Source organism: Methylobacterium sp. 142-1Y, assembly GCF_057747795.1.
Genome location: NZ_CM173224.1, coordinates 1,356,716 through 1,378,542 on the forward strand (window position 1 = coordinate 1,356,716; position 21,827 = coordinate 1,378,542).

12 protein-coding genes are annotated in these 21,827 nt (G+C 72.3%); 3 read left to right on the forward strand and 9 right to left on the reverse strand.

The window, feature by feature from the left end; genetic code table 11:
- Positions 1 to 194 precede the first annotated feature (194 nt).
- A complete protein-coding gene (locus AC3AOF_RS06335; protein ID WP_488347989.1) occupies positions 195 to 1,733 on the forward strand; it encodes a L,D-transpeptidase family protein in 1,539 nt (512 codons plus the stop codon).
- Positions 1,734 to 2,139: 406 nt separating this feature from the next.
- Here AC3AOF_RS06335 and AC3AOF_RS06340 read toward each other — a convergent pair whose 3' ends face one another.
- Both AC3AOF_RS06340 and AC3AOF_RS06345 read right to left on the reverse strand, forming a co-directional pair.
- Entirely contained in the window at positions 2,140 to 3,792 is a 1,653-nt protein-coding gene (locus AC3AOF_RS06340; protein ID WP_488347990.1) for an OFA family MFS transporter, read from the reverse strand.
- Between the two features lie 194 nt (positions 3,793 to 3,986).
- Positions 3,987 to 5,360, reverse strand: coding sequence for an MFS transporter (locus tag AC3AOF_RS06345; protein WP_488347991.1), 1,374 nt, complete (start codon positions 5,358 to 5,360; stop codon positions 3,987 to 3,989).
- A gap of 379 nt (positions 5,361 to 5,739) precedes the next feature.
- Between AC3AOF_RS06345 and AC3AOF_RS06350 the strand changes: the two genes are divergently transcribed.
- Complete coding sequence (locus tag AC3AOF_RS06350) at positions 5,740 to 5,934, forward strand: hypothetical protein (protein WP_488347992.1); 195 nt, start codon at positions 5,740 to 5,742, stop codon at positions 5,932 to 5,934.
- Positions 5,935 to 6,260: 326 nt separating this feature from the next.
- Here AC3AOF_RS06350 and AC3AOF_RS06355 read toward each other — a convergent pair whose 3' ends face one another.
- A complete protein-coding gene (locus tag AC3AOF_RS06355) occupies positions 6,261 to 9,857 on the reverse strand; it encodes an autotransporter family protein (protein WP_488347993.1) in 3,597 nt (1,198 codons plus the stop codon).
- 389 nt (positions 9,858 to 10,246) lie between these two features.
- Entirely contained in the window at positions 10,247 to 11,923 is a 1,677-nt protein-coding gene (locus AC3AOF_RS06360; protein ID WP_488347994.1) for a methyl-accepting chemotaxis protein, read from the reverse strand.
- A 400-nt stretch (positions 11,924 to 12,323) separates the two neighbouring features.
- Here AC3AOF_RS06360 and AC3AOF_RS06365 point away from each other — a divergent pair, with 400 nt between their 5' ends.
- The gene (locus AC3AOF_RS06365) at positions 12,324 to 13,385 is read left to right on the forward strand and encodes an HD-GYP domain-containing protein (protein WP_236991566.1); all 1,062 of its coding nucleotides are present in this window, start codon (positions 12,324 to 12,326) and stop codon (positions 13,383 to 13,385) included.
- Between the two features lie 478 nt (positions 13,386 to 13,863).
- Here AC3AOF_RS06365 and AC3AOF_RS06370 read toward each other — a convergent pair whose 3' ends face one another.
- From AC3AOF_RS06370 to AC3AOF_RS06390, 5 genes are all read right to left on the reverse strand, one after another.
- Positions 13,864 to 16,338 (reverse strand): putative bifunctional diguanylate cyclase/phosphodiesterase, encoded by a 2,475-nt coding sequence (locus AC3AOF_RS06370; protein WP_488347995.1) that lies wholly within the window; start codon positions 16,336 to 16,338, stop codon positions 13,864 to 13,866.
- Positions 16,339 to 16,665: 327 nt separating this feature from the next.
- Positions 16,666 to 18,156: a MocR-like pyridoxine biosynthesis transcription factor PdxR gene (gene pdxR, locus AC3AOF_RS06375; RefSeq protein ID WP_488347996.1), complete on the reverse strand. Its 1,491-nt coding sequence runs from the start codon at positions 18,154 to 18,156 to the stop codon at positions 16,666 to 16,668.
- A 50-nt stretch (positions 18,157 to 18,206) separates the two neighbouring features.
- Entirely contained in the window at positions 18,207 to 18,878 is a 672-nt protein-coding gene (gene deoC, locus AC3AOF_RS06380) for a deoxyribose-phosphate aldolase (RefSeq protein ID WP_236991563.1), read from the reverse strand.
- 195 nt (positions 18,879 to 19,073) lie between these two features.
- Positions 19,074 to 19,352, reverse strand: a complete 279-nt coding sequence (locus AC3AOF_RS06385) for a hypothetical protein (protein WP_488347997.1) — start codon at positions 19,350 to 19,352, stop codon at positions 19,074 to 19,076.
- Between the two features lie 130 nt (positions 19,353 to 19,482).
- Positions 19,483 to 21,540, reverse strand: coding sequence for an Ig-like domain-containing domain (locus AC3AOF_RS06390; RefSeq protein WP_488347998.1), 2,058 nt, complete (start codon positions 21,538 to 21,540; stop codon positions 19,483 to 19,485).
- Between the last annotated feature and the right edge of the window lie 287 nt (positions 21,541 to 21,827).

Here is a 21,827-nt window from a genome sequence, read left to right on the forward strand (position 1 = left end):
TGATGCGTGACGTCGGCGTCTTGGCCGGTCCATCGTTGAGCGAATTCCCGCAACCTTGACCGTTCTTGCGGTAAGAGCCGGGTAAGTTTAACGAAGCTATGGGGTTGGGGAGACCGGTCCGCGGCGTCAGTGTGCCGGCGGTCCGATGGCGAGAAGGCGGGGTTCCCATGGTGGGTCTGGCGAGGCGTCTGGCGATGCGTCCGGTGCTGGCGGCGAGCGGGCTCGTCGTCGCCCTGTCCCTCGGGGCGTGCCAGGATGCCGGCTTCTCGGCCGCCGGCTCGGCCCGGGCCCGCGAGCCGATCCCGCAAAAGACCGTCGCCCTGATGGCGACGAAGAACATGTCGCCCCGCGACCCGATCCTGATCCGCGCCTTCAAGAAGGAATCGGAGATGGAGGTGTGGAAGCGCGGGACGGACGGCCAGTACGCGCTGCTCAAGACCTTCCCGATCTGCCGCTGGTCGGGCCAGCTCGGGCCGAAGGTGCGCGAGGGCGACCGGCAGGCGCCGGAGGGGTTCTATCCCATCAGTATGGGCCAGATGAACCCGAACTCATCCTATTACCTGTCCTTCGACACCGGCTACCCGAACGCCTTCGACCGCGCCAACGGCCGTACCGGCAGCTACCTGATGGTGCACGGCACCTGCTCGTCCGCCGGCTGCTTCGCGATGACCGACGAGTCGATCGCCGAGATCTACGCCATCGCCCGCGAGGCCTTCGTCGGCGGGCAGCGGGCGTTCCAGTTCCAGTCCTATCCGTTCCGGATGACGGCGCAGAACCTCGCCAAGTTCCGCAACGACCCGAATATCGGATTCTGGCGCAACCTGAAGGAGGGCTCGGATTACTTCGAGGCCCTGCACGAGGAGCCGCGGGTCGGCGTCTGCGGCACCCGCTACGTCTTCGGCGGCTCGGACGCGGCGGCGGGCGCCTGCAAGCCGAAGGTCGATCCGCTCGTCGCCGCCAAGCACGAGAAGGACGAGGTCGAGGTGGCCGAGCTCGTCGCCAAGGGCACCCCGGCGACCCGCCTCGTCTACCAGGATGGCGGCCAGCACCCGTTCTTCCGCGAATCCTCGCCGAGCACCCAGCTCTTCGCCGAGCAGGCGCAGCCGCGGCCCAACATGGGGACGATCAGCCGGCCCGAGGCCCTGGCGGCGGCGCCCGAGGAGATCACGATCGAGCCGAAGGTGAAGCCGGTCCTGCTCGCCAAGATGGACCCGAAGTTCGACGCGAAGCACGAGAAGGGCAAGCACGGGGCGGTGAGACCGACCGCGCTCGCCTTCGCGGCCCCGGCGACGAACCCGGCCCCGATCCCGACCCGCGAGGCCGCTCAGGCCGCCGCCCCGGCGGCGCCGATCACCGTGGCGAGCGCCGACGGCGACCCGGCGACCTACCGCAAGCTCCTCGGCAACCTGTTCGGCGGCGCCCCGGCGGCGCCTCCGGTCGCCCCCGCCGCCCCGCCGGCGGCCGACACCACCCCGGTCGCGGCGATCTCGCCGGCCGCGCCCCTGCCGAAGAAGGTCACCGCCCGGTTCCACCCGGCCGCCCACACGGCGTCGGTGAAGGTCGACGGGCTCAACCCTGCAGCCGCGACGAAGGCCGACGGCAAGCCCGCCGACGCCAAGCATGCGGCCGAGACGAAGCCCGCCGCCAAGCCGGCGGAGAAGGTACCCGAGGCCGGCAAGCGCACCGAGGCGCCGAACCGCAACCGCGTCGCGGCGTCGCAGCCCGCGAACTGAGGACGCTGTACGGAGGGGAGCGCGGTCTGTCGCTCTCCGCAACCGCGCCGTGATCCGTGACCTTTGGATATCCGCAGAGCCTGTTCGAGCGGCTGCGCCGATCGATCAGACCCATGCGCCGACATCTCTCCGCGACATCCCGGGGCTCGTCGAAGACGAGAACCCGGGATCCATGAACGCCGACGGTGCTGGATGAAGCGGAACGCCGGCCGCCTCATTCTCCACAGTCAGCGGTTATGGATCCCGGGCTCCGCTGCGCGGACCCGGGATGACACGGCGGGTTTGAACTCTGTCGAGACGGGTTCGGGTCCGGATACGGTCTACGTCGCGCGGAGCAACTTTTGCGCATCTCTCGTTCTTGCATCATCGTTGGCGCCGAGCCGGTAACCGGCCCGGCGAATGCTGGTTACCGGAACAGGATCAGCGCCTTCGCCAGCGTGATCCAGACGCCCCACAGGATCGGCAAACCGACCGCCGCCCAGGCCAGGATCGCCGCAGGCGTCAGGCCGCCCCGGCCGATCCCGTCGGCACCGCCCTGGCTCTCGACCGCGGCCGGCGCGGCGGGCAGCTCGGACGCCTTCATGAACCAGCGCTCGGCGAGCGGCCGCACCAGGAGGTTGGCCACGAAGCCGGCCGCCAGGAAGCCGGCCAGGATCAGCAGCGTCCGCCCGTAGAGCGCCGCGCCCTGCACCCCCGCATCGACCTGCGCCTGCCGGATCGCCGTGACGACGAGCGGCCCGACCACGCCCGCCGTCGACCAGGCGGTGAGCAGCCGGCCGTGGATCGCGCCGACGAACTGGGTGCCGAACACGTCGGCCAGGTAGGCGGGTATCGTCGCGAAGCCGCCGCCATACATCGACAGGATCACGCAGAAGAACAGCACGAACAGCGCCTTCGAGCCGATGCCGGCCGCCCAGGGTGCCGCCGCGTAGAGCACGCAGCCGAGCGCGAAGAAGGTCGCGTAGGTCAGTTTGCGGCCGATGCGGTCGGACAGCGTCGCCCAGAAGAACCGGCCCAGGATGTTGAACAGTGACAGCAGCCCGACGAAGCCGGCGGCGATCGCGGCGACCTGCGCCCTCGCCCCGGGATCGAGCTGCCCGAACCCGACCTGAGGCTGCCCGATCAGCGCGCCGCCGAAAATCTCCTGGAGCATCGGCGAGGCCAGCGCCAGCACGCCGATCCCGGCCGAGACGTTCAGGCACAGCATCGCCCAGAGCAGCCAGAACTGGGGCGTCCTGTGGGCGTCGCGCAGGTGGACGTGCCCGCTGGTGATCATCCGGTTGCGGGCGGCGGGCGGCGTCCAGCCGTCGGGGCGCCAGCCCGCCGGGGGCACGCGGTAGCCGAAGGCGCCGCAGAGCATGACGACGAGGTAGCCCGCGCCCATCACGGCGAGGGTCTGCCACACGCCGGCGGAATCCGGCCCCTTGAAGCGGGTGATGAGCAGGTCGGCGAGCGGCGAGCCGATCATCGCGCCGCCGCCGAAGCCCATGATCGCCATGCCGGTCGCCATGCCGCGCCGGTCCGGGAACCACTTCACCAGGGTCGAGACCGGCGAGATGTAGCCGAGCCCCAGCCCGATGCCGCCGATCAGCCCCATGCCGAGCCAGATCAGCCAGAGCTGATGCAGATACACCCCCAGCGCCCCGATGAGGAAGCCGCCGCTCCAGCACAGGGCGGCGGCGAGCCCGGCCTTGCGCGGCCCGGCGCGCTCGAGCCAGCCGCCGAACAGGGCGGCTGAGAGGCCCAGCATCACGATGCCGATCGAGAAGGTGAGGACGAGGTCGCTGACGCGCCAGTCGCAGGTCGTGGTGACGAGGGCGGTGGCGAGCCCCATGTCGGGGCAGGCCGCCGGAGCGGGCCGGCCCACGCTGAGCGCCCGCGACAGCGGCAGCCAGAACACCGACAGGCCGTAGGACATGCCGATGCAGAGATGGATGGCGAGCGCCGCCGGCGGCACGAGCCAGCGGTTGAAGCCGGCCCGGGCGACGATGCGCTCGCGGGTCAGGAATCCGGGCGCGGATGCCCCCTTGGTGTCTCGATCGACGACGCGCGCGTCCACGCTGCCCTCCTTGCGTCCGGTCCCCAAGGCACCGGTTCCCAGGTCCCGGTCCTTGCCGGCCGGTTCACCGGTCACGTTTTAGGCCGGCGGTTTCATCCATGGGAGTCGTCGGAACCGCGAATTCAACCTCTGCGCGTCATTAATTTCGGGTATGACACTCTGCCGCATCTCGCGCGGCGATCCGTAGGGCTCCGTCAGCGCCGCACCCGCAGCCCGCTCGCGACCGAGCCGGCCAGCGCCAGGGCACTCGCCAGCCAGAGCACCGTCACGGTGCCGCCGGTGTGGAGGTAGCCGAAGATCACCGCCACCATCGCGGCGCCGAGGGACTGGCCCAGTAGCCGGGCGGTCGATTGCATGCCGCTGGCGCCGCCGCTGCGCTCCCGCGGCGCGCTGGTGATGATGACCTTGTTGTTGGGCGACTGGAACAGCCCGAAGCCGAGGCCGCACAAGGTCAGCCGCAGGGCGATCGCCAGCGGCGAGGCATCCGGCCCTAAGCTCGCCATCAGGGCGAGGCCGGCCGAGAGGGCGACGAGGCCGATGCCGCCGAGCAGCCCCGGCGGGTAGCGGTCGGCCAGCCGCCCGGCGAAGGGAGCGATCACCGCGATGGCGATCGGCCAGGGCGTCATCAGCACCCCGGTCTGGGTGCTGGTGAGGTGGAGCACGTCCTGGAAGTAGAAGGGCAGCGCCACGTAGGCCATCATCTGGGCCGAGAACGAGCAGACCGAGCTCACCATCGACAAGGCGAAGACCGGGATGCGCAGGAGGTCGATCGGCAGGAGCGGGGCCGGCAGGCGGGCCTGCATCCACACGAAGGCGGTGCCGACGATCGCCGCCCCGGCCAGCAGGGCGAGCGCCGTGCCGCTGCGGCCCGGCTCGCCGAGCCCGTCGACGCCGGTGATCAGCAGGCAGAAGAACACCGCGTTGAGGAGCGCGCTCAGGGCATCGAAGCGGGCACCGCTGCGGGGTGTGACCGGCAGCATCCGGGTGGCGAGCGTCAGCGCCGCGAGGCCGAGCGGCACGTTGACGAGGAACAGCCACGGCCAGGTCGCCACCGACAGCACGGCGGCCGCGACGCTCGGGCCCGCCGCCGAGGCGATCGCCACGATGAGCGCCATGGTGCCGACGCCGCGCCCGATCATCCGGTGCGGATAGATGAAGCGCACGAGCGCGATGTTGACGCTCATGATGCCGGCGGCGCCGAGCCCCTGGACGATGCGGGCCGCGACCAGCACCGGCAGCGAGCCGGCGAGCGCGCAGGCGAGCGAGGCGGCGGCGAACAGAGCGAGCCCCGTGCAATAGACCCGCTTGTAGCCGAGGATGTCGCCGAGCGAGGCCAGCGGCAGCAGGGAGGCGGTGACGGCGAGCTGGTAGCCGTTGGTGACGAAGATCGCGGCGCCCGGGCTGACCTGGAGATCCCGGGCCATCACCGGCAGGGCGACGTTGACGATGGCGCCGTCGAGCACCGCCATCGACATGGCGATGCCGATCGCCAGCATCGCCCACAGCCTCTCCCGGGTCGGCAGGCCGTCGGCCACCTCCGCCGTCACCGGCCCCGCCGCTCCCGTCATCCGTCCCGCGCTCCTTGTCGGACTCCTGGCGCCCGCCCGAGCCGTAGCGGAAAGCCGCCCCCGCCGCACCTGCTCCGGCCTCATCCCCACCCTGCGCGGGGAGCGCGCCGCGCCTGCGCGGTACGTGCGAATCCCTCCATTCGGACGGCCGGCAAAAGCGTGTTGACACGTCGGCCCGGAGGCGTATGGAGCCGCGGTGGCCCGGCCGGATTCCTCGCGCCCCGCCACCTCCATCCAGGACCCGTCAACCCCATGCCGAGCGACAGTCACAGTCGATCGACCGCGCCGTTCGTGCCGGCCGCCACTCGCAGGGACGCCTGATCGGGCGCTCTCTCGTGGGCGCCGGCCGCGCGGACGGCCGCCCCCCGAGAGGTGCATCATGACCATCACCATCCTGCCCTTCGCGCCGAAGGGCGCCGTCCGCCTGCCCGCGGCCCCCGCCGTGGCGGCGAAGGCCGTCCTGCGCGCCACCTGGTCGCTCGATCCGGAGACCGGTCGCCCGGTCTGCCGCTGGAGCACGGACGACGAAGGGGCCCCGGACCGCTGCCCGGTGATGCATCGCCAGGCGGCGTGAGGCCCGTCACGAGACGCGCGCCCTGAACCCTCCCCCCTTCTGCGAGGGAGGGTGGACCTCGCGTCAGCAGGGGCCGGGAGAGGAGCAGCGCGACGCTGATCCAGAGGGCACCCGTCAAAACGCTTCCGCCTTGTCCGGAGGCGTCGTCCCCTCTCCCGCCCCGCTCCGCGGGGCACCCTCCCCCGCAGAGGGGGGAGGGTTCGGGTGCGAGCGTGTTCGCAGGGAAAGAGCCTGCGATATTCTCAAGTCAAACCGATCGATCTCGCAAAAAACGCAGAAGGGGCGCGGCTCGCGCCGCGCCCCCGTCTTGTTGACGTCGCGTTGGATCAGAACCGGTAGGTGAAGGTCCCCTTCACCGCGTGGTCCTCGGCTCGCGAACCCACCTGGCCGGTATACGACACCCCGATCGTCGCCGCCCGCGACACCCGCAGATCCATCCCCGCCGAGGCCACCAGCGCGTCCCGGGTGATCGGGATCCCCGCCGTCACGAAGCTCGGGCCCGTCCCGAAGGCCAGCAACGCCGTCGGGATCACGTCCCCGAAGGCGCGGCGGTAGCCGACCAGCCCGTGCAGCGACACCGGGGCGCCGAAGCCCAGATCGACCTCCGTCTGCCCGCGCACGCCCGCCGTCAGCGTCGGGATCTCCGACAACCGCGAGGCGCCGCTCAGGGCCGCGACGCCACCCGTCTCGGCGAACCGGTCGCGATCGATGCCGACATAGGCCCCGCCCACGAACGGCTCGAGATAGGTGACCGGCGAGGCCTTCCCGGGCACGCCTGCTCCGAGCGCGATCCGGTAGCCGATCTCGCCGAAGCCCTGGAACGTCGAGCCGCCGTAGCGGGCGCTCTCCGTCTCGGAGAAGCCCGGGAACACCACCGAGCGGCGCAGGCGCAGGCTGTTGTCGGCATAGACCGCCCCCAGGCGCAGGGCGAAGGGACCGGCCTCGTAGCCGCCGTAGATACCGCCGAACCCACTCTCGATCGTACCGCTCGCCGTCTGGCCGGGCGCGTCGAGGTTGGTGCGGGTGTAGCCGCCAGCGACGCCGAGCGTGATGCCGCTCTCCAGCCGCAGATCGGCGCCGAGCACGAAGCCGGCGGTGTCGCGGTTGAGGGTGACGGCGTTACCGTCGCTGTGGGCCTGGCCGAAGCTGCCGAAGCCCTGGCCCCACAGGCCGAACACGCGGGGATCGAGCACCCGCACCGGCACCGGGGCGACCGGGGCGGCGCGGCCGGGCAGGTCGGCGGTGTAGGTGGCGGGCAGGCTGCCGTAGTCGCGGGTGGCCTCGCCCGACCCGCGCAGCCGGTCGAGGATCGCCTCGCGGACGAAGAACGCGGTCTCGTAAGCGGCCGAGACCGAGCTGGCGTGGATGTCGCCGGTGAGCGCCTGGAAGGCGGTGACGGTCTCCGGCGTGGTGAGGCCGACGGTCCGGTTGTAGAGGCCCGCGCCCGACCCGGCACCCTGGACGGCGTTGGCGACCGCCGCCTGGTTGCGGGACCGGGCGATGGTGGCGAAGGCGACGTCGTTGCGGGTGAGCGTGAGGTCGACTTGCGCCGGCTGGTAGCGGAGCGTCGGGGTGAGGAACGCGAGGTTGGAGGAGACGCCCGCGAAGGTGCCGGTGACCCCACCGTTGGCCGACAGGATGGTGTAGCCGGTGCGGGGGTTGTAGCTGCCGTTTTGCGCCAGCACCTGGACGGTACCGCCCTGGATCGTGGCGGTCCCGGTGACGGCGAGGCGGTCGGACTGGCCGCTCGCATTGGCCTCGACCTGGAACGTGGAGCCGGGTGCGAAGGCGGCGTTGCCGGCGACCGACAGGGTGCCGATGGAGTTGCCGGGGGCGACCGTGGCGCCGGATTGCGCCATGATCCCGCCGACCGTGCCGGTGCCGCCGAGGCGGGCGCCCGGGCCGACCGTGACGGCCGAGCCGGCAAGCGACCCGTTCACCGCCAGCCCGCCGCCGAGAACGGCGGTCGCGCCGGTGAAGCCGCTCTGGCCGGTCAGCGTCAGGGTGCCGGCATTGAGCTTGGTCAGGCTGCCGGCGCCGGAGATCGCGTTGGCCATGGCGGCGTCGCTCGCCTGATCGAGGACCAGGCTGGCATCGTTGCGGATCGCCCCGGAGCCGAAGGCCTGGGCGTGGCCGACGAGGGTGCCGCCCGACACGGTGGTGCCGCCGGCATAGGTGTTGGTGCCGGTGAGCACCAGGGTGCCGGTGCCGGCCTTGGTGAGCGAGCCCTGGCCGGAGATGTCGTTGCGCCAGGTATCGAAGGCCGAGGTGCCGCCTTGCGCAGCGTCCATCGTCACCGTGACGGCGCGGGTGAAGGCGCCGTAGCCGTCGAAGGCGGCGTAGAGGTTCAGCCGGCCCCAGCCGTCATAGGTGTTGCCGCTCAGGATGGGATAGCCGGAGGGCAGGCCGGTGCTCGCCAGCACCTCGGTGCGCTGCGCGTCGGTGAGGTAGGGGAAGCGGGTCAGCAGCAGCACCTGCGCCTGGAGCGGCACGTCGGCACTGGTCATCGGCGTGACGGTGCCGGTGGGCTGGAAGCCGTAGGTCAGGCGGGCGGTGTAGTCCGCCTTGTTCTGTGCCGCGTTGCCGAAGGCGTCCTGGCTGCCGGAGGCGGTGTTCAGGCAGGCGGCGACGCTCGCCGCGCCGCAGGAGGAGGCGAGGTAGGACTGCGTCTGGCGGTAGGCCTGGTAGACCCCGTAGGCGGCGGTGTTGGCCGGGTTGGTCCAGTCGACCCGGTTGCCGCTGGCGTCGTAGAGCGCCCCGTAGATGTTGGTGGCGACGATCGCCGTCGATTCCATCCGGCCGCCGATCACGTCGGCGGGCGAGTGCATGCCGGCGAGGATGCGGTTGTAGCCGAGTTCCGAGGCCCGGGTCAGGAGCTGCTGGGCCCGCTCCGGCACCAGGAAGGCGGTGGCCAGCGCCTGCATCGAGCCGGAATTGGTGTGGCCGCTCGGATAGGCGCCGTCGGCGTAAGGATTGGTGCTGTTGATGATCTGCCGCAGCGGCACCGGCACGTTCACGTCGGTCGAGACGCGGTAGGGGCGCGGCGAGGTCCCGATGCCCGGCACGTAATCGCCGACCCCGAAGGTCGCCGCGGTGAAGACGCCGCCCGAGAAGGTGCCGACATTCGGCACGGTGAGCGGCCGGCCGCCATTGGCGTCGATCATCGCTTGCGTGACCGTGAAGCCGCGCACCCACCGGTCGACCGTGCCGTAGACCGCCGGGACGGGGAAGTTCGACAGGTAGGTCGGCACCACCAGGCCCGCGGTGTCGCGGGTCGAGAGGGCGGTCCGGTTCGTCGTCGCGCTGTAATTGTTGAAGCGGGGATCGAGCGGGTTGATGGCGGGATTGTCGCCCTGGTAGCGGGCGAAGATGCGCTTGGCCGGCTCGGTCGAGCCGCTGGCGCGGGCGACGTCGTCGATGAAGGCGACGGCCGCCGCGAGCGGTGTCGCCGTGCCGTTGCCGAAGGTCCGCGACCCGGCATTGGCGTTGTTGCCGGTCGCGATGTTGGCCGCGTAGTCGGCGAGCGTCGTGGCGACGTAGGTGGTGGGCGTCAGGCTCGTCGGGGTCGTGCCGGAAAACGAGGCGCCGGCACCCGTGAGATAGGCCGAGGTCAGCGGCCCGAGGCCGTTGAGGATGCTGTAGGCCTGGCCGGTGCGGTCGTCGTGGATCGCCGCCAGGGTCTGCGCCTCGGTCCGACCCTGCGTCATGGTGACGACGGTCTGGTAGTTCTGGGTCAGCACCGCCGGGTTGCCGGCGAGGAGCCCGGCATAGGAATCGAGCACGCGGTTCAGCACCGTGCCCGGATTGACCGAGGTGCTGTTGGCAAATCCCACCGGCGGCGAGGTCGGCACGGTTTGCGCCCAGGCTTCGACCGGGAACAGGCATGTCGCCGCCAGCAGGGCGACGTTGAGTTTCGATCGCATGAGCCCCTCGGAGTCTTTAGTCCGTTCGGAGCCGCCGCCTAGCTTGGCCGTATGAAGTCCGGATGACGATCATGCTGGCGGATACATCGAGAAACAATGTGCAGCGATTGATTATCCGGCATCATATCAAGTATTGCGGTCGATTTTTTGTCCCGCCGTCGTTTCGCCGGACAGTCGAGCGATCCCTTCGCCGCACCATCGGACGGGGCGCGGCGATCACTCGGTCTTTCCCACACCCTGATGTGGCCGGACGGCATCGTCATCGGGAGAAGGCGGACATTTATCCGCCGCCCGGGATCGTATCGGTCCCGGGCGGCAGGTCACGGATGACTGTCTTCATGCCGGATCGCGCGCTCGCATGGCGGTCGGCGAGCCCGCGAGGCCCGGCATTACGCCGCCCGGACGGTGGCGAGGAAACGGTTCACCTCGGCGCCGAGATGCTCGGACTGCCGCGACAGCTCGGAGGATGCCGCCAGGACTTGGGACGCCGAGATCCCGGATTGCTCGGCGACGCCTGCGACCGCCGCGACGCCGTGGGTCACCTCGTCGGTGCCGGCCGCCGCCTGGGAAACGTTGCGGACGATCTCCTGGGTTGCCGACCCCTGCTCCTCCACCGCCGCCGCGATGCCCGTCGCGACGGTCGAGATCTCCTCGATCCGCGCGGTGATCCCGCCGATCGCGCTCGCCGCCTGGCCGGTCGAGGCCTGGATCGCCGCGATCTGGCTGGTGATCTCCTCGGTGGCCTTCGCGGTCTGGCCGGCGAGTTCCTTCACCTCCGCCGCCACCACGGCAAAGCCGCGTCCCGCCGCGCCGGCCCGGGCCGCCTCGATCGTGGCGTTGAGCGCCAGGAGGTTGGTCTGGCTGGCGATGGACGAGATCAGCCCGACCACGTCGCCGATCCGGGCGGTGGCCTCGGTCAGCGTGCGCACCTCCCGGGCGGTCTGCCCGGCTTCCGCGACGGCGGCCTGGGCGAGCCGCGCCGAGCCGTCGACCTGACGGCCGATCTCGCCGACCGAGGCGCCGAGTTCCTCCGCGGCGGCGGCGACCGTGCCGACATTCGCGGCGGCCTGGGCGGCCGCGGCCGCCACGGCGTTGGACTGGCTGGCGGTCTCCCGCGCGGTGGCGGTCATGGCCTGCGCCGTGGCCTGCAACTCGGTGGCCGAGGCCGAGACCCGGCCGACGATGCCGCCGACCGCCGCCTCGAAGGCATCGGCCATCTGGCGCATCCCGGCGCGGCGCTGCTCCTCGGCCGAGGCGCGGGCCAAAGCCGTCTCCTGCTCCAGGGCGCGGGCCCGCAGCATGCTCTCCTTGAACACCTGCACGGCCGCGGCCATGGCGCCGATCTCGTCGCGGCGCGCCGTTGCCGGCACCGTCTCGTCGAGCCGGCCGGCGGCGAGCGCCGCCATGCTGCCGGAGAGCCCGACCAGCGGCCGGGCGATGCTGCGGCCGATCAGCGTCGCGGCGGCGGCGACGAGGAGCGCCACCAGGCCGGCGCCGACGAACAGGTTCTTCAGCCAGCCATGGACCTGGACCGCGGTGTCGTCGGCATAGATGCCGGAGCCGACGACCCAGCCCCAGGGCCGGAAGCTGCGGGCATAGGATACCTTCTCGACCGGCACGTCGGAGCCCGGCCGCGTCCACGTGTAGGTCTCGAAGGCCGCGCCGTCCGCCTCGACCTTGCGCATCATCGCGGCGAAGAACTTGCGGCCGGACGGCTCGGCGAGGCCGCTGACGTCCCGGCCGACCAGCTTGGCATCGGCATGCGCGACCAGCCGCGACTGCATGTCGTTGATCCAGAAGAACTCGCCATTGCCGTAGCGCAAGGCGCCGATCGCCGCGGCGGCGGTCTTCTGGGCGGAGTCCCGGGTCATCCGCCCGGCACGCTCCTCGGATTCGAAATGCACCAGCAGGCTGTGGGCGGCGTCCACCAGGTCCTTCGTCTTGAGGGAGCGGCCGCTGGTGACCGCGCCCGCGAGATCGTAGGCGGACAGGCCGAGGATGAGGAGGAGCCCGACCAGCGCGACGCCGGTCAGGGCCTGGATCCGGGCGGCGATCTTGAGCGACATCGAGGGCCTTGGGTGAGGGCGAGCCGTCCCCGGGCGTCGGAACGCGGCCGGTCCGGGTCGCCGACGGGTTGCAGGCAGACGGCCGGTGCCGCAGGACGGACCCGGCCGAGAGAGTGCCCCGATTCAATCGAGCGCGTCGCGACCATGCGGCCTAACCGTTACAAGGACGATAACGCAGAGGCATCCGGTCTCGCGGGACAATCCTCGGCAAGGAGCGCCGGGGCCGCGACGAGGCCGGGCGGCGGGCGCGGCCGGCGGCTTTCGCCGCCGATGAGCGGTTTTGTTTCCTTCTTGCCGTCACTGCACCTTTTCTGTCGATCATCCCCGTAAGCATTTGTTCGGGACTGGACGGGTAACTGATGAGGACAGAAGGGGCCGTGCGGCCGCCGGGAGGGACGCGATGCCCGACGAGAGGACCTTCGTCCTCGTGACCGACAGGCCGGACCGCAGCGCCGCGATCAGCGCGGCCCTGCGGGCGATCGGGATCTGCGACGTCGTCGGACCCGAGGAGACGTGGCGGGACCGGCGGGCTCTGGCCGGCGTCGTCTCCGACCTGACGCTGTCGCGGCCGGAGGCCGATCATTGCCTGCGCGCGCTCCAGCGCCGCTTCGCCGACCGGCCCCTGCCGGTGGTCTGCCTCCTGCGCAAGGCGACCCAGGATGCGCTGCGCCACGCCAAGACCCTCGGGGCGACGGTGTGCATGCCCGCCTACGTGCCGCCCGAGACGATCGTGGCGGCCCTGGCCAACCAGGCCGGGATCATGGCCGGCGCCGCCGAGCAGGCGGTGAGCCAGGGCGTCGTCCGGGCCGGGGAGGCGCTGACCGGCCTCATGGCGGAGACCCGGGCCGGCCTGCCGATCCGCATGGGCACCGTCGAGGCCGGCCTGGGCCCGATCCTCACCGCGGTGCAGGAGGGCGGCCTCGCCCGCTGGCTCGACACGGTCTGGACCCACGACGACGCCACCTACCAGCATTGCCTGCTGGTGGCCGGCCTCGCCGCGCAATTCGCGCTGCATCTCGGCTTCCGGCACGAGGACCAGTTCCGCTTCGTGCGCGCCGCGCTGATCCACGATGTCGGCAAGGCCCGCATCCCCCTCGAGATCCTCAACAAGCCCGGCCGCCTCGATGCGGACGAACTCGCCGTGATGCGCACCCATGCGGCCATCGGCCACGAGGTGCTGCTCGCCGGCGGCGAGCGCGACCCGATGACCCTCTCGGCGGTGCGCCACCACCACGAGATGCTCGACGGCTCCGGCTATCCCGACGGCCTCGCCGGCGACCGGATCGGCGACATGGTCCGCCTGCTCACCATCTGCGACATCTACGCCGCCCTGACGGAGCGCCGCCCCTACAAGTCCCCGATGCCGATGGCCGACGCGATGGGGATCCTGTCGGCCATGGACGGCAAGCTGGAGGCGCGCCTGGTGCAGTCCTTCGGCGAGGCGATGGCGGCGGCGGTGTGAGCGGGCCCCCGGGTGGGAGTGTCGTCCGGGGATGTGTCGCGTCCGGCCTGAGATCAGGTGCGGCGCCCCGGGGATAGAAGGCCTGTTCGCCCCGACATGGTTCTGGCTTACGCGAGATCGACCGAGCGCAGGTGTATCGAATAGGGTCGGGATGATCCAGGCGATTCCTGCGTTATGCCAACGGCCCGAGATGCTGACGCATCGATTCGATCTCGGGCAGGCCCGAGATCGACGGGACCGTCGACCCATCTCGAATTTTCGACACCAAGCCCAGAAGTCCGGGACCTCGGGCTTGGCGTAAATTTGAGACTTGGCGAAAATTCGAGACCGGAACCAAAGGTCGTTTTCAACGACCGTTGGTATTAGACAGCGCGTTTCACCCCTTCTCTTGGAGGAAATGTGGCCCGGATAGACGAAAAGTCCCGGACTTCCTGGGTCCCCGGATCGCTGTCCCGCCTGGCGAAGGGCGCATGCACCCTCACGCCGAGCGCCGCTCCTCCGGCCAGCAGAGGGCCGCGAACGCCGCCGCCGGCATCGGCCGGCCGAACAGGTACCCTTGCGCTTCCGCGCAGCCCTCCGCCGAGAGTTGCCCGGCCATCGCCTCGGTCTCGACGCCCTCGGCGATCACCGAGAGGTCGAAGCTACGGCCGAGGGTCAGCACCGATCGCACGATCGCCCGGTCCTTGACCGCCTGATCCTGGCCTGAGCCTTCCATGCCCTGCACGAAGGACCGGTCGATCTTCAGCCGCGTCAGCGGGAAGCGCTTGAGCAGGCTCAAGGAGGCGTAGCCGGTGCCGTAATCGTCGAAGGCGAGGCCGATGCCGAGGTCGCGCAGGGCCCGCAGCGGGGCGATCAGGGCTTCGTCGTGCTGCAGGATGATGGTCTCGGTGATCTCGAGTTCGAGGGAGGAGGCCGGCAGGCCGGACTCGGCGAGCGCCGCCCGGACCTCGTCGACGAGGCTCGCCGAGTGGAACTGCGCGCCGAAGAGATTGACGCCGACGCGCAGGTCCGCGGCGCCGGCCCGGTGCCAGGCGGCGGCCTGCGCGCAGGCCTCGCGCAGCACGAAGCGTCCGACCGGCGCGGCGAGCCGGCTCGCCTCCAGGGGAGCCAGGAACGCCGCCGGGGCGAGGAGGCCGAGCCGGGGATGGCGCCAGCGGATCAGGGCCTCGGCGCCGACGATCCGGCGGTCGGCGAGGCGCACCTGCGGCTGGTAGAACACCTCGAATTCCCGGGCCGCCAGCGCCCGCGGCAATTCCTGCTGGCGGGCGGTCCAGGACAGGGTGGCGTCGCGCAGGGCCGGCGTGAACACCCGGTGGCAGTGCCGCCCGCCGCGCTTGGCCTCGTAGAGCGCCATGTCGGCGCAGGCGAGCAGCGCGTCGGTGAGGGGGCCGTGCACCGGGCTCAGCGCGATGCCGATGCTCGCCCCGATATGGAGGGGCTGGCCGTCGACCGGGAACGGCTCGGAGAGGCTGTGCAGGATCGTCTCGGCGACCGTGACCGCGGCGGCCTCGTCGCAGCCGGGCAGCAGCACCGCGAACTCGTCGCCGCCCATCCGGGCGACGAGGCCGTCCCCGGCAAGGCAAGCGCGCAGGCGCGCCCCGGCCTGCCGGATCAACGCGTCGCCCGCCTCGTGGCCGAGGGTGTCGTTGACCTTCTTGAAGCCGTCGAGGTCGATCATCAGGGCGGCGGCCGGCGCGTCCGGTGCAGCGGCGAGGCGGGCCATCGTCAGGGCGAGGCCGCGGCGGTTGCTCAGGCCGGTCAGACCGTCGGTCTCGGCCTGCCGGCGCAGGGTCTCCATCAGGCGGGCGCGCTCGCGCATCCGCTCCTCCAGCACCGCGAGCGCGTCGAACAGCCGCCGGATCTCGACGATGCGCAAGGCCGGGCCGAGGGTCGGACGCCTGGCCGGCACGCCGCCCTCGGCGAGCGCCATCGCGGTCTCGCGGGCGATCAGCAGCGGGCGCAGCACCGAGGCGCGCAAGGATTGCAGCAGGGCGACCAGCAGGGCCAGGACCGCGACGGCGCCGCAGGCGACCCCTGCGAGCCGCATCCGCACCGCGTCGCGCTCGGCGGCAAAGCCCGCCACCATCCCGGCGAGGTAGCGGTCGCGCAGGGCCTCGACCGGCTTCAGGGTCGGCACGTAGCGGTGGGTCAGCTCGTCCGCCGAGAGGCCGTAGCGGCCGGCGGCGCGGCCCTCCGCGATCGTCGCCTCGATGAGGCCGAGCCCCTGCCCGGCGAAGGTCTCCTCGACCTCGCGAAAAAGCGCTTCGAGGGGCTGCCCGGGCCCGAACGCCGCCTGCCCGCGCAGGAGCCGCAGCAATTCCAGGATGCGCCCCCGGATCTGCGTGGCGTCGGTGAACTGGCGGGTATCGAGGGGGCGGTGCACGGCGACGGCCGGGATGATGGCGGAGCCGATCCGGCCGCCATACTCGCGCAGGTCGCTCACCGCGTGGCCGATCAGGGCCGATCCGGCGAGGGCGGGATCGGCCCGGCCGATCGCCTGGATTTCCCAGGCGACCACGCCCTGGAACGTGTCCACCGCGGCGATCATCCGGGCGATGGCGCTGGCGAGGCCCTCGAGGTCCCGCTCCGCCTCCGGCAGGCCGGCCACCCGGTCCACGTCCCGCCGCGCCGCGTGGAGCCGGGCGGCGGTCGCCGAGAGGAGGCGGGAGGGCAGGGCGTGGCCGGCCTCGTCCGCCGCCGGCTCGCGCAGGGCCGCCAGCGCCCCGTCGCTCGCCGCGCGGAACGCGGCCAGTCGCGCCTCTGCCGCCGGATCGCTGCCGGGCGCGATCGACATCATGACGTTCGCCGGACCCCGCTCCGCCGAGAGGCGGTTGGCGGCCTCCAACACCTGCCGCAGCCGGCTGATGTGCAGGAGGTTGCGCTCGCTGCCGCGATAGGCGGTGACCGAGGGCGCGATGACGATGGCCGTGAGGGTGAAGAGCCCCGCCGCCATGAGGAGGGCGGTGCCCCAGAGGCGGCGCCCGAGCCTGACCTCCCGCGATCCGGACGACGCGCGGCCGAACCGTCTCGAGGGAGGGGCCGGTGCCGGAGATGGGTGCTGCACGGGTAACCCTCGGGAAGAGCCGGAGCGACGCGCCGGCCTGCTGCCGTCGTTGCTGATGGGCTACGCGGCAAATCTTTCCGAATGCTGAGAGCCGCCGACGGGCTGCCGGGAGAGGCTCGCTCCCGGTGCCCGCTACCCGCTTGATCTCTCGGAGGAAATCGTCCGCGGCGTCGAGACGGACGCTGCGACCCTGCATGAGCCATCGTCCACGATCGGTTAGCTCGCGGTAAGACGCGCCTCGGCGAGGCAAGCGGCCAGGGAAGCGGCGAGGCAAGCGGCGAGGCGGCGGATGCCCGCCCGGATCGCGTCCGGCTCGCTGCCGGCAAACCCGAGGAGCAGCCCGGCCCGGTCCGGCCGCGCCGCCGCGACGTGGTAGAGCGGGCCGACCGGGTAGACGCCGATGCCCGCCGCCCGCGCCGCCGCCGCCATCCCGGCCTCGGCGGCGGCCGGCACTCCCTCGAACCAGGCGACGAGGTGCAGGCCCGCCGCCGCGCCCTCCACCCGCACCGCGTTGCCGAAGCTCTCGGCCAGCGCCGCGAGCAGGGCGGCGCGGCGGCCGGCATTGCGCCGCCGGGCCTGGCGCAGGTGGCGCTCGTAGCCGCCCTCGGCCAGGAACTCCGCGAGGGCGGCCTGTTCCAGGCCCGGCGCCTGCCGGTCGGCGAGGCGCTTGGCGTCCGTGAAGACCTCGCCCAAGCCCGGCGGCACCACCAGGTAGCCGAGGCGCAGCTGCGGCGAGAGGGTCTTGGAGACCGTGCCGGCATAGATCACGCGGCCCGCCCGATCGAGGCTCACCAGCGCCTCCACGGGCCGGGCGTCGAAGCGGTACTCGCCGTCGTAATCGTCCTCGACGATCATCGCGCCGCACGCTTCCGCCCAGGCGAGCAGGGCCTGCCGGCGGGCGGCGGGCAGCACGCCGCCGAGGGGGAACTGGTGCGAGGGCGTGACGTAGGCGAGGCGCGCGGGCCCGATTCCGGCGAGGCGCCCGGTTTGCAAGCCCTCCGCATCGACCGGGACCGGCAGGAGCGCGGCGCCGGCAGTGGCAAAGGCCCGGCGCGCCGCACCGTAGCCCGGATCCTCCATCACCACCCGGTCGCCGGGATCGACGAGGAGCCGGGTGCAGAGGTCGATGCCCTGCTGCGAGCCGTTGACCACCACGATCTGGTCGAGGCCACAGCTCACGCCCCGGGCGCGCCAGAGATAGGCCTGCAACGCGGCGCGCAGCTCCGGCAGCCCGCGCGGATCGCCGTAGCCGAGGCGCGCCGGCCGGCGCAGCAGCACGGCGTTGAGCGCCCGCCGCCAGGCGAGGACCGGGAAGTCGTCGCCCGAGAGGTCGCCGTAGCGGAAATCGATCGCCGGCGCCGGACCTGAGGGCGGCGCGGGCTCGGCGAGCAGGCGCCGCCCGAAGGCGGAGAGACGATGCGGCGGGATCGGAGCGGCCGTAGCCGGCGAGGCCCCCGCCAGGATGCCGGCGGCGACCCGCGTCCGGGCCCCGGGCCGGGTCTCCAGGTAGCCCTCGGCGACGAGCTGGTCGTAGGCCGCCGTCACGGTGGTGCGCGAGACCCCGAGCTCGGCCGCCAGCGCCCGGGTCGAGGGCAGGGCGCTGCCCGGCGGATAGACCCCTCGCGCGATCTGCGCCTTCAGGTCGGCGCCGATCCGGGCGCTGACCGGCAGGGGGGTGGGCGAGGGGCGGGGCGAGGGGGCGTCCAAACCGGCCTGGTCCTCGACGGCCTGACCCGGACGGGTCGTCGAAGGCGGCCTCAATACGCCTCGCCCGCCATTCCCGCCGTCACCAGCGCCACGCCCGAGCTGGTGCCGAGCCGCGTCGCCCCGGCGGCGATCAGCGCGCGGGCGGCCTCGAGGCTGCGCACGCCGCCCGACGCCTTGACTCCGACGGCGTCGCCGACGGTCGCACGCATCAGGGCGACGTCCGCCCCGGTGGCGCCGCCGGTCGAGAAGCCCGTCGAGGTCTTGACGAAATCGGCCCCGGCCTCGACCGCCAGGGTGCAGGCGAGGCGCTTCTCGGCCTCGTCGAGCAGGCAGGTCTCGATGATGACCTTCAGGACCCGCCCCCGGCAGGCCGCCCGGACCGCAGCGATGTCGGCCCGCACGGCCGCGTGGTTCCCCTCCTTCAGGGCCCCGAGCGCGATCACCATGTCGATCTCGGCCGCACCGCGGCGCACCGCGCCCGCGGCCTCCGCCGCCTTGTCCTCCGGCGTCGCCGCCCCGAGCGGGAAGCCGACGACGGAGCAGGGGGCGACCTCGCCGCCGGCCAGGATCCCGGCGGCGAGCCCGACATGGACCGGGTTGACGCAGACCGCCTTGAAGCGGTGCGCCAAAGCCTCCTCGCACAGGCGCCGCACCTCGGCCGAGGTCGCGTCGGCCCGCAGGAGAGTGTGGTCGATCAGGCGGGCGAGGGCGGATGCGTCCAAGGGAATCCTCTCCGGGCGACGCGAGCCCGGATGCCCGGCGCCGCGACGGCAGGAGTGCAATCGCGGCGGCCGGACCGTCAAGCGCCCGAAGCAGACTTAACGTCGGCAGGCCGACGCGACGTCCGCTTGGATTCTTGTTTCGTCGCAGGTTCTTATCGCAAGACCGGCGGCGACTTTTGCGAAACCTGCCGAGGATCAGCGCCTGCCGGCCTGCCGGATCGCCGCGACGATCGTCTCGACGAAGGCGACGCCCGGCGCGGTGAAGGTGATCGCGTCGTCGCTCAAGGTGGCGAGGCCGCGCTGCTCGACCTCGGCGGCGCCCTCCGGGTCGGCGTGGTGGCCGTTGCCGTCCCGGCGCACCACGGAGCTGACCGGCTGGCCGCTGATCAGGTGATGGTAGGCCGCGAAGGCGAAGATCGACAGGGCGCGGTCGGAGAGGGCGCGGTCGGAAACGGGATTGCTGTCGGCAGCCATCGGGTCGGGCCTCGGGGAAGGGGCCGCCGCAGGATGCGGGGCGCGGTCCCGACCCAACGCCCGGGCTCCGGAAAGGGCCTGCGCCCCCAAATGACGCAGCCCCGACGGGGGCGAGCCCCGCGCGAAAGCCTCACCGCAGCCGGGCCGGGAGCGGCATCGCCGAGGTCTTCTCGTCGTAGACCACGGCGTAGCTGCCCGCTTCCAGGTCGAACAGCGCGTAGTCGAGGCCCTTGATGGTCTCGGTCCGGAAATGCACCCGCTGGCCGCCGCGGGTGATCGCCGCGAGGCGGTGCGACAGGGCCGAGACCGGCAGCATCCCGGTCACCCGCTCGGGCCCCTCGGCGAGATCGACCCGGAAGGTCAGGTCGTGCCCGTTCCAGGCCAGGGCCTCGAACCGGGTCGCCTCCCGGCGGTCGAGCCAGCGCAGCATCTGGGCGGCCGAGATCATCGCGACGCCCCGCTCGCGGGCGGCCGCGACCAGGTGGTCGAAATAGCCGTCGGTGTAGTCGTAATGGGTGCCGAAGGCGCCGAAGAACTGCTCGGGGCCGAGCGCCCGGTCGAGCATCGCGTCGATGCCGGCGCGCTGGTCGATGCCGTTCTCGTTCACCAGGTGGCTGGCGGCCTGGTAGATGTCGAGGACCCGGCCGTCGAGGTCGGCAAAGCGCATCGGGAAGCCGGAGCCGTTCATGAAGCCCGGCCGGCGCCGGATCCACGAGCCGGGCCAGTAGTAATAGCCGAGATCGAGGCGGATGCCCGCCGCCCGCTCGATCTTGGCGGTGTCGGCCCAGCCGTTCCAGGTCACGCAATGCAGGCGGTGGGTCTCCTGCGCCGGCAGGCCGAGCTGCCGCCCGATGCCGCCGACCTGCCGGCTCAAGGCCAGGCCCAGGGTCGCGGCATCGACGTCGCGGCAGCCGGTATCGGCGTGGATGCCCGTCTCGAAGCCGAGCGCCGCGTAAGCGTGCGCCTGGTCCGGCGCGAGCCGCGTCGCCGGCGTGACGTAGGAGGTCGCCCGCGCGCAGTCCCAGGTCTCGGGCCGGCAATCGAGCGGGCTCTCGGCGACGAGGCGCTTGTAGGCGTCGAGGGTGCCGCGGCGGGTGGCGTGGTCGTCGCCCGCCATGATGAGGGCGGCGCGGCGCTCGTCGGGCAGGTACCAGACCCGCGGCAGCGGCAGGCGCTCGGCGCTCATCGTCACGATCAGGTTGGCAAGCAGCCGCTGCTGCTCGTCGGCCTGCGGGATCGCCACCCGCGAGAGGTCGAGGTAGTCCGGGAAGAACAGGTCGTTCGGCCGCCGCGGCGGCAGCCCGTCCCGCTCCTGGCCGGCGAAGGCCGGGTTGCCCTGGCGCAGGCGCACCACCGAGGTGGCGAGGTCGAAGGCGAAGGCCGCCGCCTGGCCCTGGCCGGCCCGGTGTAGCGAGACCGCCGGCCAGGGTAGGGTCTCGGCCCCGGTCGAGAGGCGGGCGAGGATCGTGGCGTCTTCCGGCACGTAACGGCTCGCCGGCCCGTGGAACTGCATCGCCTGGCGGGCGATGCCGCGGGCGGCCGGCGCTCCCGCATCGACCTGCAGGTAGCGCTCGACCGGAGGCGCCTCCCCGGTTGCTGCAAGGCCGAACAGCGGCAGCCAGACGCCCTCCGGCCGGATCGCGATCAGGTTGCCGCCCTCCTGCACCCAGCCGGAGAGACGCGCGGCCAGGGCCTCGTCCGGCGCTTCGGTCATCAGCACCAGGGTGGCCCGGGCGAGGCGGTCCGGGGTGAGATCTCCCGTGGCGACCACCGAGAACAGGTTCAGCCCCTCCGCCCGCAGGATCTCGGCGTAGTAGGGCCCGAAGGGGTTTTTCGGCCCGACCGCGACCAGGACCGGCGCCCCGGGCATCGCGGCGAGGCGAGGGGCGGCCGCCACGGTGAAGCGCCCCTCCGCCGGCTCGGCGAGGGACAGCCCGAGGGCGCTCTCAGGCCGGCTCCCGGTCCCGACCGCGATCCGGTAGGTCGCGCCGGGCCGCAACGGCACCTTCGGCACCAGCCGGGCCGCGTGCTGGTCCGCATCGTAGCCGATCGCCGCCGGCACGGCCGCGCCGCCCTCCTCGTGCAGGGCGATCGTCTCAGGGCCGATCGTCTCCGGTGCCATCGCGCGGGAGAAGCCGACCGCGATCGGCAGGCCGGGATAGACTTGCGCCGCGCCGTCGTTCGGCATCACCGCCAACACACGTGGAGACAGGGAGCCGTACAACAGACGGGCCGATGTCGCGAACATCAGGCACACTATTGCCGACACCAGCAGGCGCACGACCATTCGCTGCATCACATCTCTCGCCGAGCATCGATTGTTGGTATGACCGATGCTTAGCAGGCCGATACACATGAGGACAGCCGGGACGGCAACGGCGCGCGCATCCCTTGGGTGTACGGGGTAAGCCCCGCTACCTCTTTGGTCGATGGTGGCCGAAACGCGCGACGAGGCGGCGGCCTAGGGCCGCGGCG

Excerpts from the sequence above, each read along its gene's own strand:
- AC3AOF_RS06370 (WP_488347995.1), bottom strand. The coding sequence starts at position 16,338 with ATGGCGGCGGGGCTCTTCACCCTCACGGCCATCGTCATCGCGCCCTCG.
- AC3AOF_RS06345 (WP_488347991.1), bottom strand. The coding sequence starts at position 5,360 with ATGACGGGAGCGGCGGGGCCGGTGACGGCGGAGGTGGCCGACGGCCTG.
- AC3AOF_RS06360 (WP_488347994.1), bottom strand. The coding sequence starts at position 11,923 with ATGTCGCTCAAGATCGCCGCCCGGATCCAGGCCCTGACCGGCGTCGCG.
- AC3AOF_RS06350 (WP_488347992.1), top strand. The coding sequence starts at position 5,740 with ATGACCATCACCATCCTGCCCTTCGCGCCGAAGGGCGCCGTCCGCCTG.
- AC3AOF_RS06385 (WP_488347997.1), bottom strand. The coding sequence starts at position 19,352 with ATGGCTGCCGACAGCAATCCCGTTTCCGACCGCGCCCTCTCCGACCGC.
- AC3AOF_RS06365 (WP_236991566.1), top strand. The coding sequence starts at position 12,324 with ATGCCCGACGAGAGGACCTTCGTCCTCGTGACCGACAGGCCGGACCGC.
- AC3AOF_RS06335 (WP_488347989.1), top strand. The coding sequence starts at position 195 with ATGCGTCCGGTGCTGGCGGCGAGCGGGCTCGTCGTCGCCCTGTCCCTC.
- AC3AOF_RS06390 (WP_488347998.1), bottom strand. The coding sequence starts at position 21,540 with ATGCCGAACGACGGCGCGGCGCAAGTCTATCCCGGCCTGCCGATCGCG.
- AC3AOF_RS06355 (WP_488347993.1), bottom strand. The coding sequence starts at position 9,857 with ATGCGATCGAAACTCAACGTCGCCCTGCTGGCGGCGACATGCCTGTTC.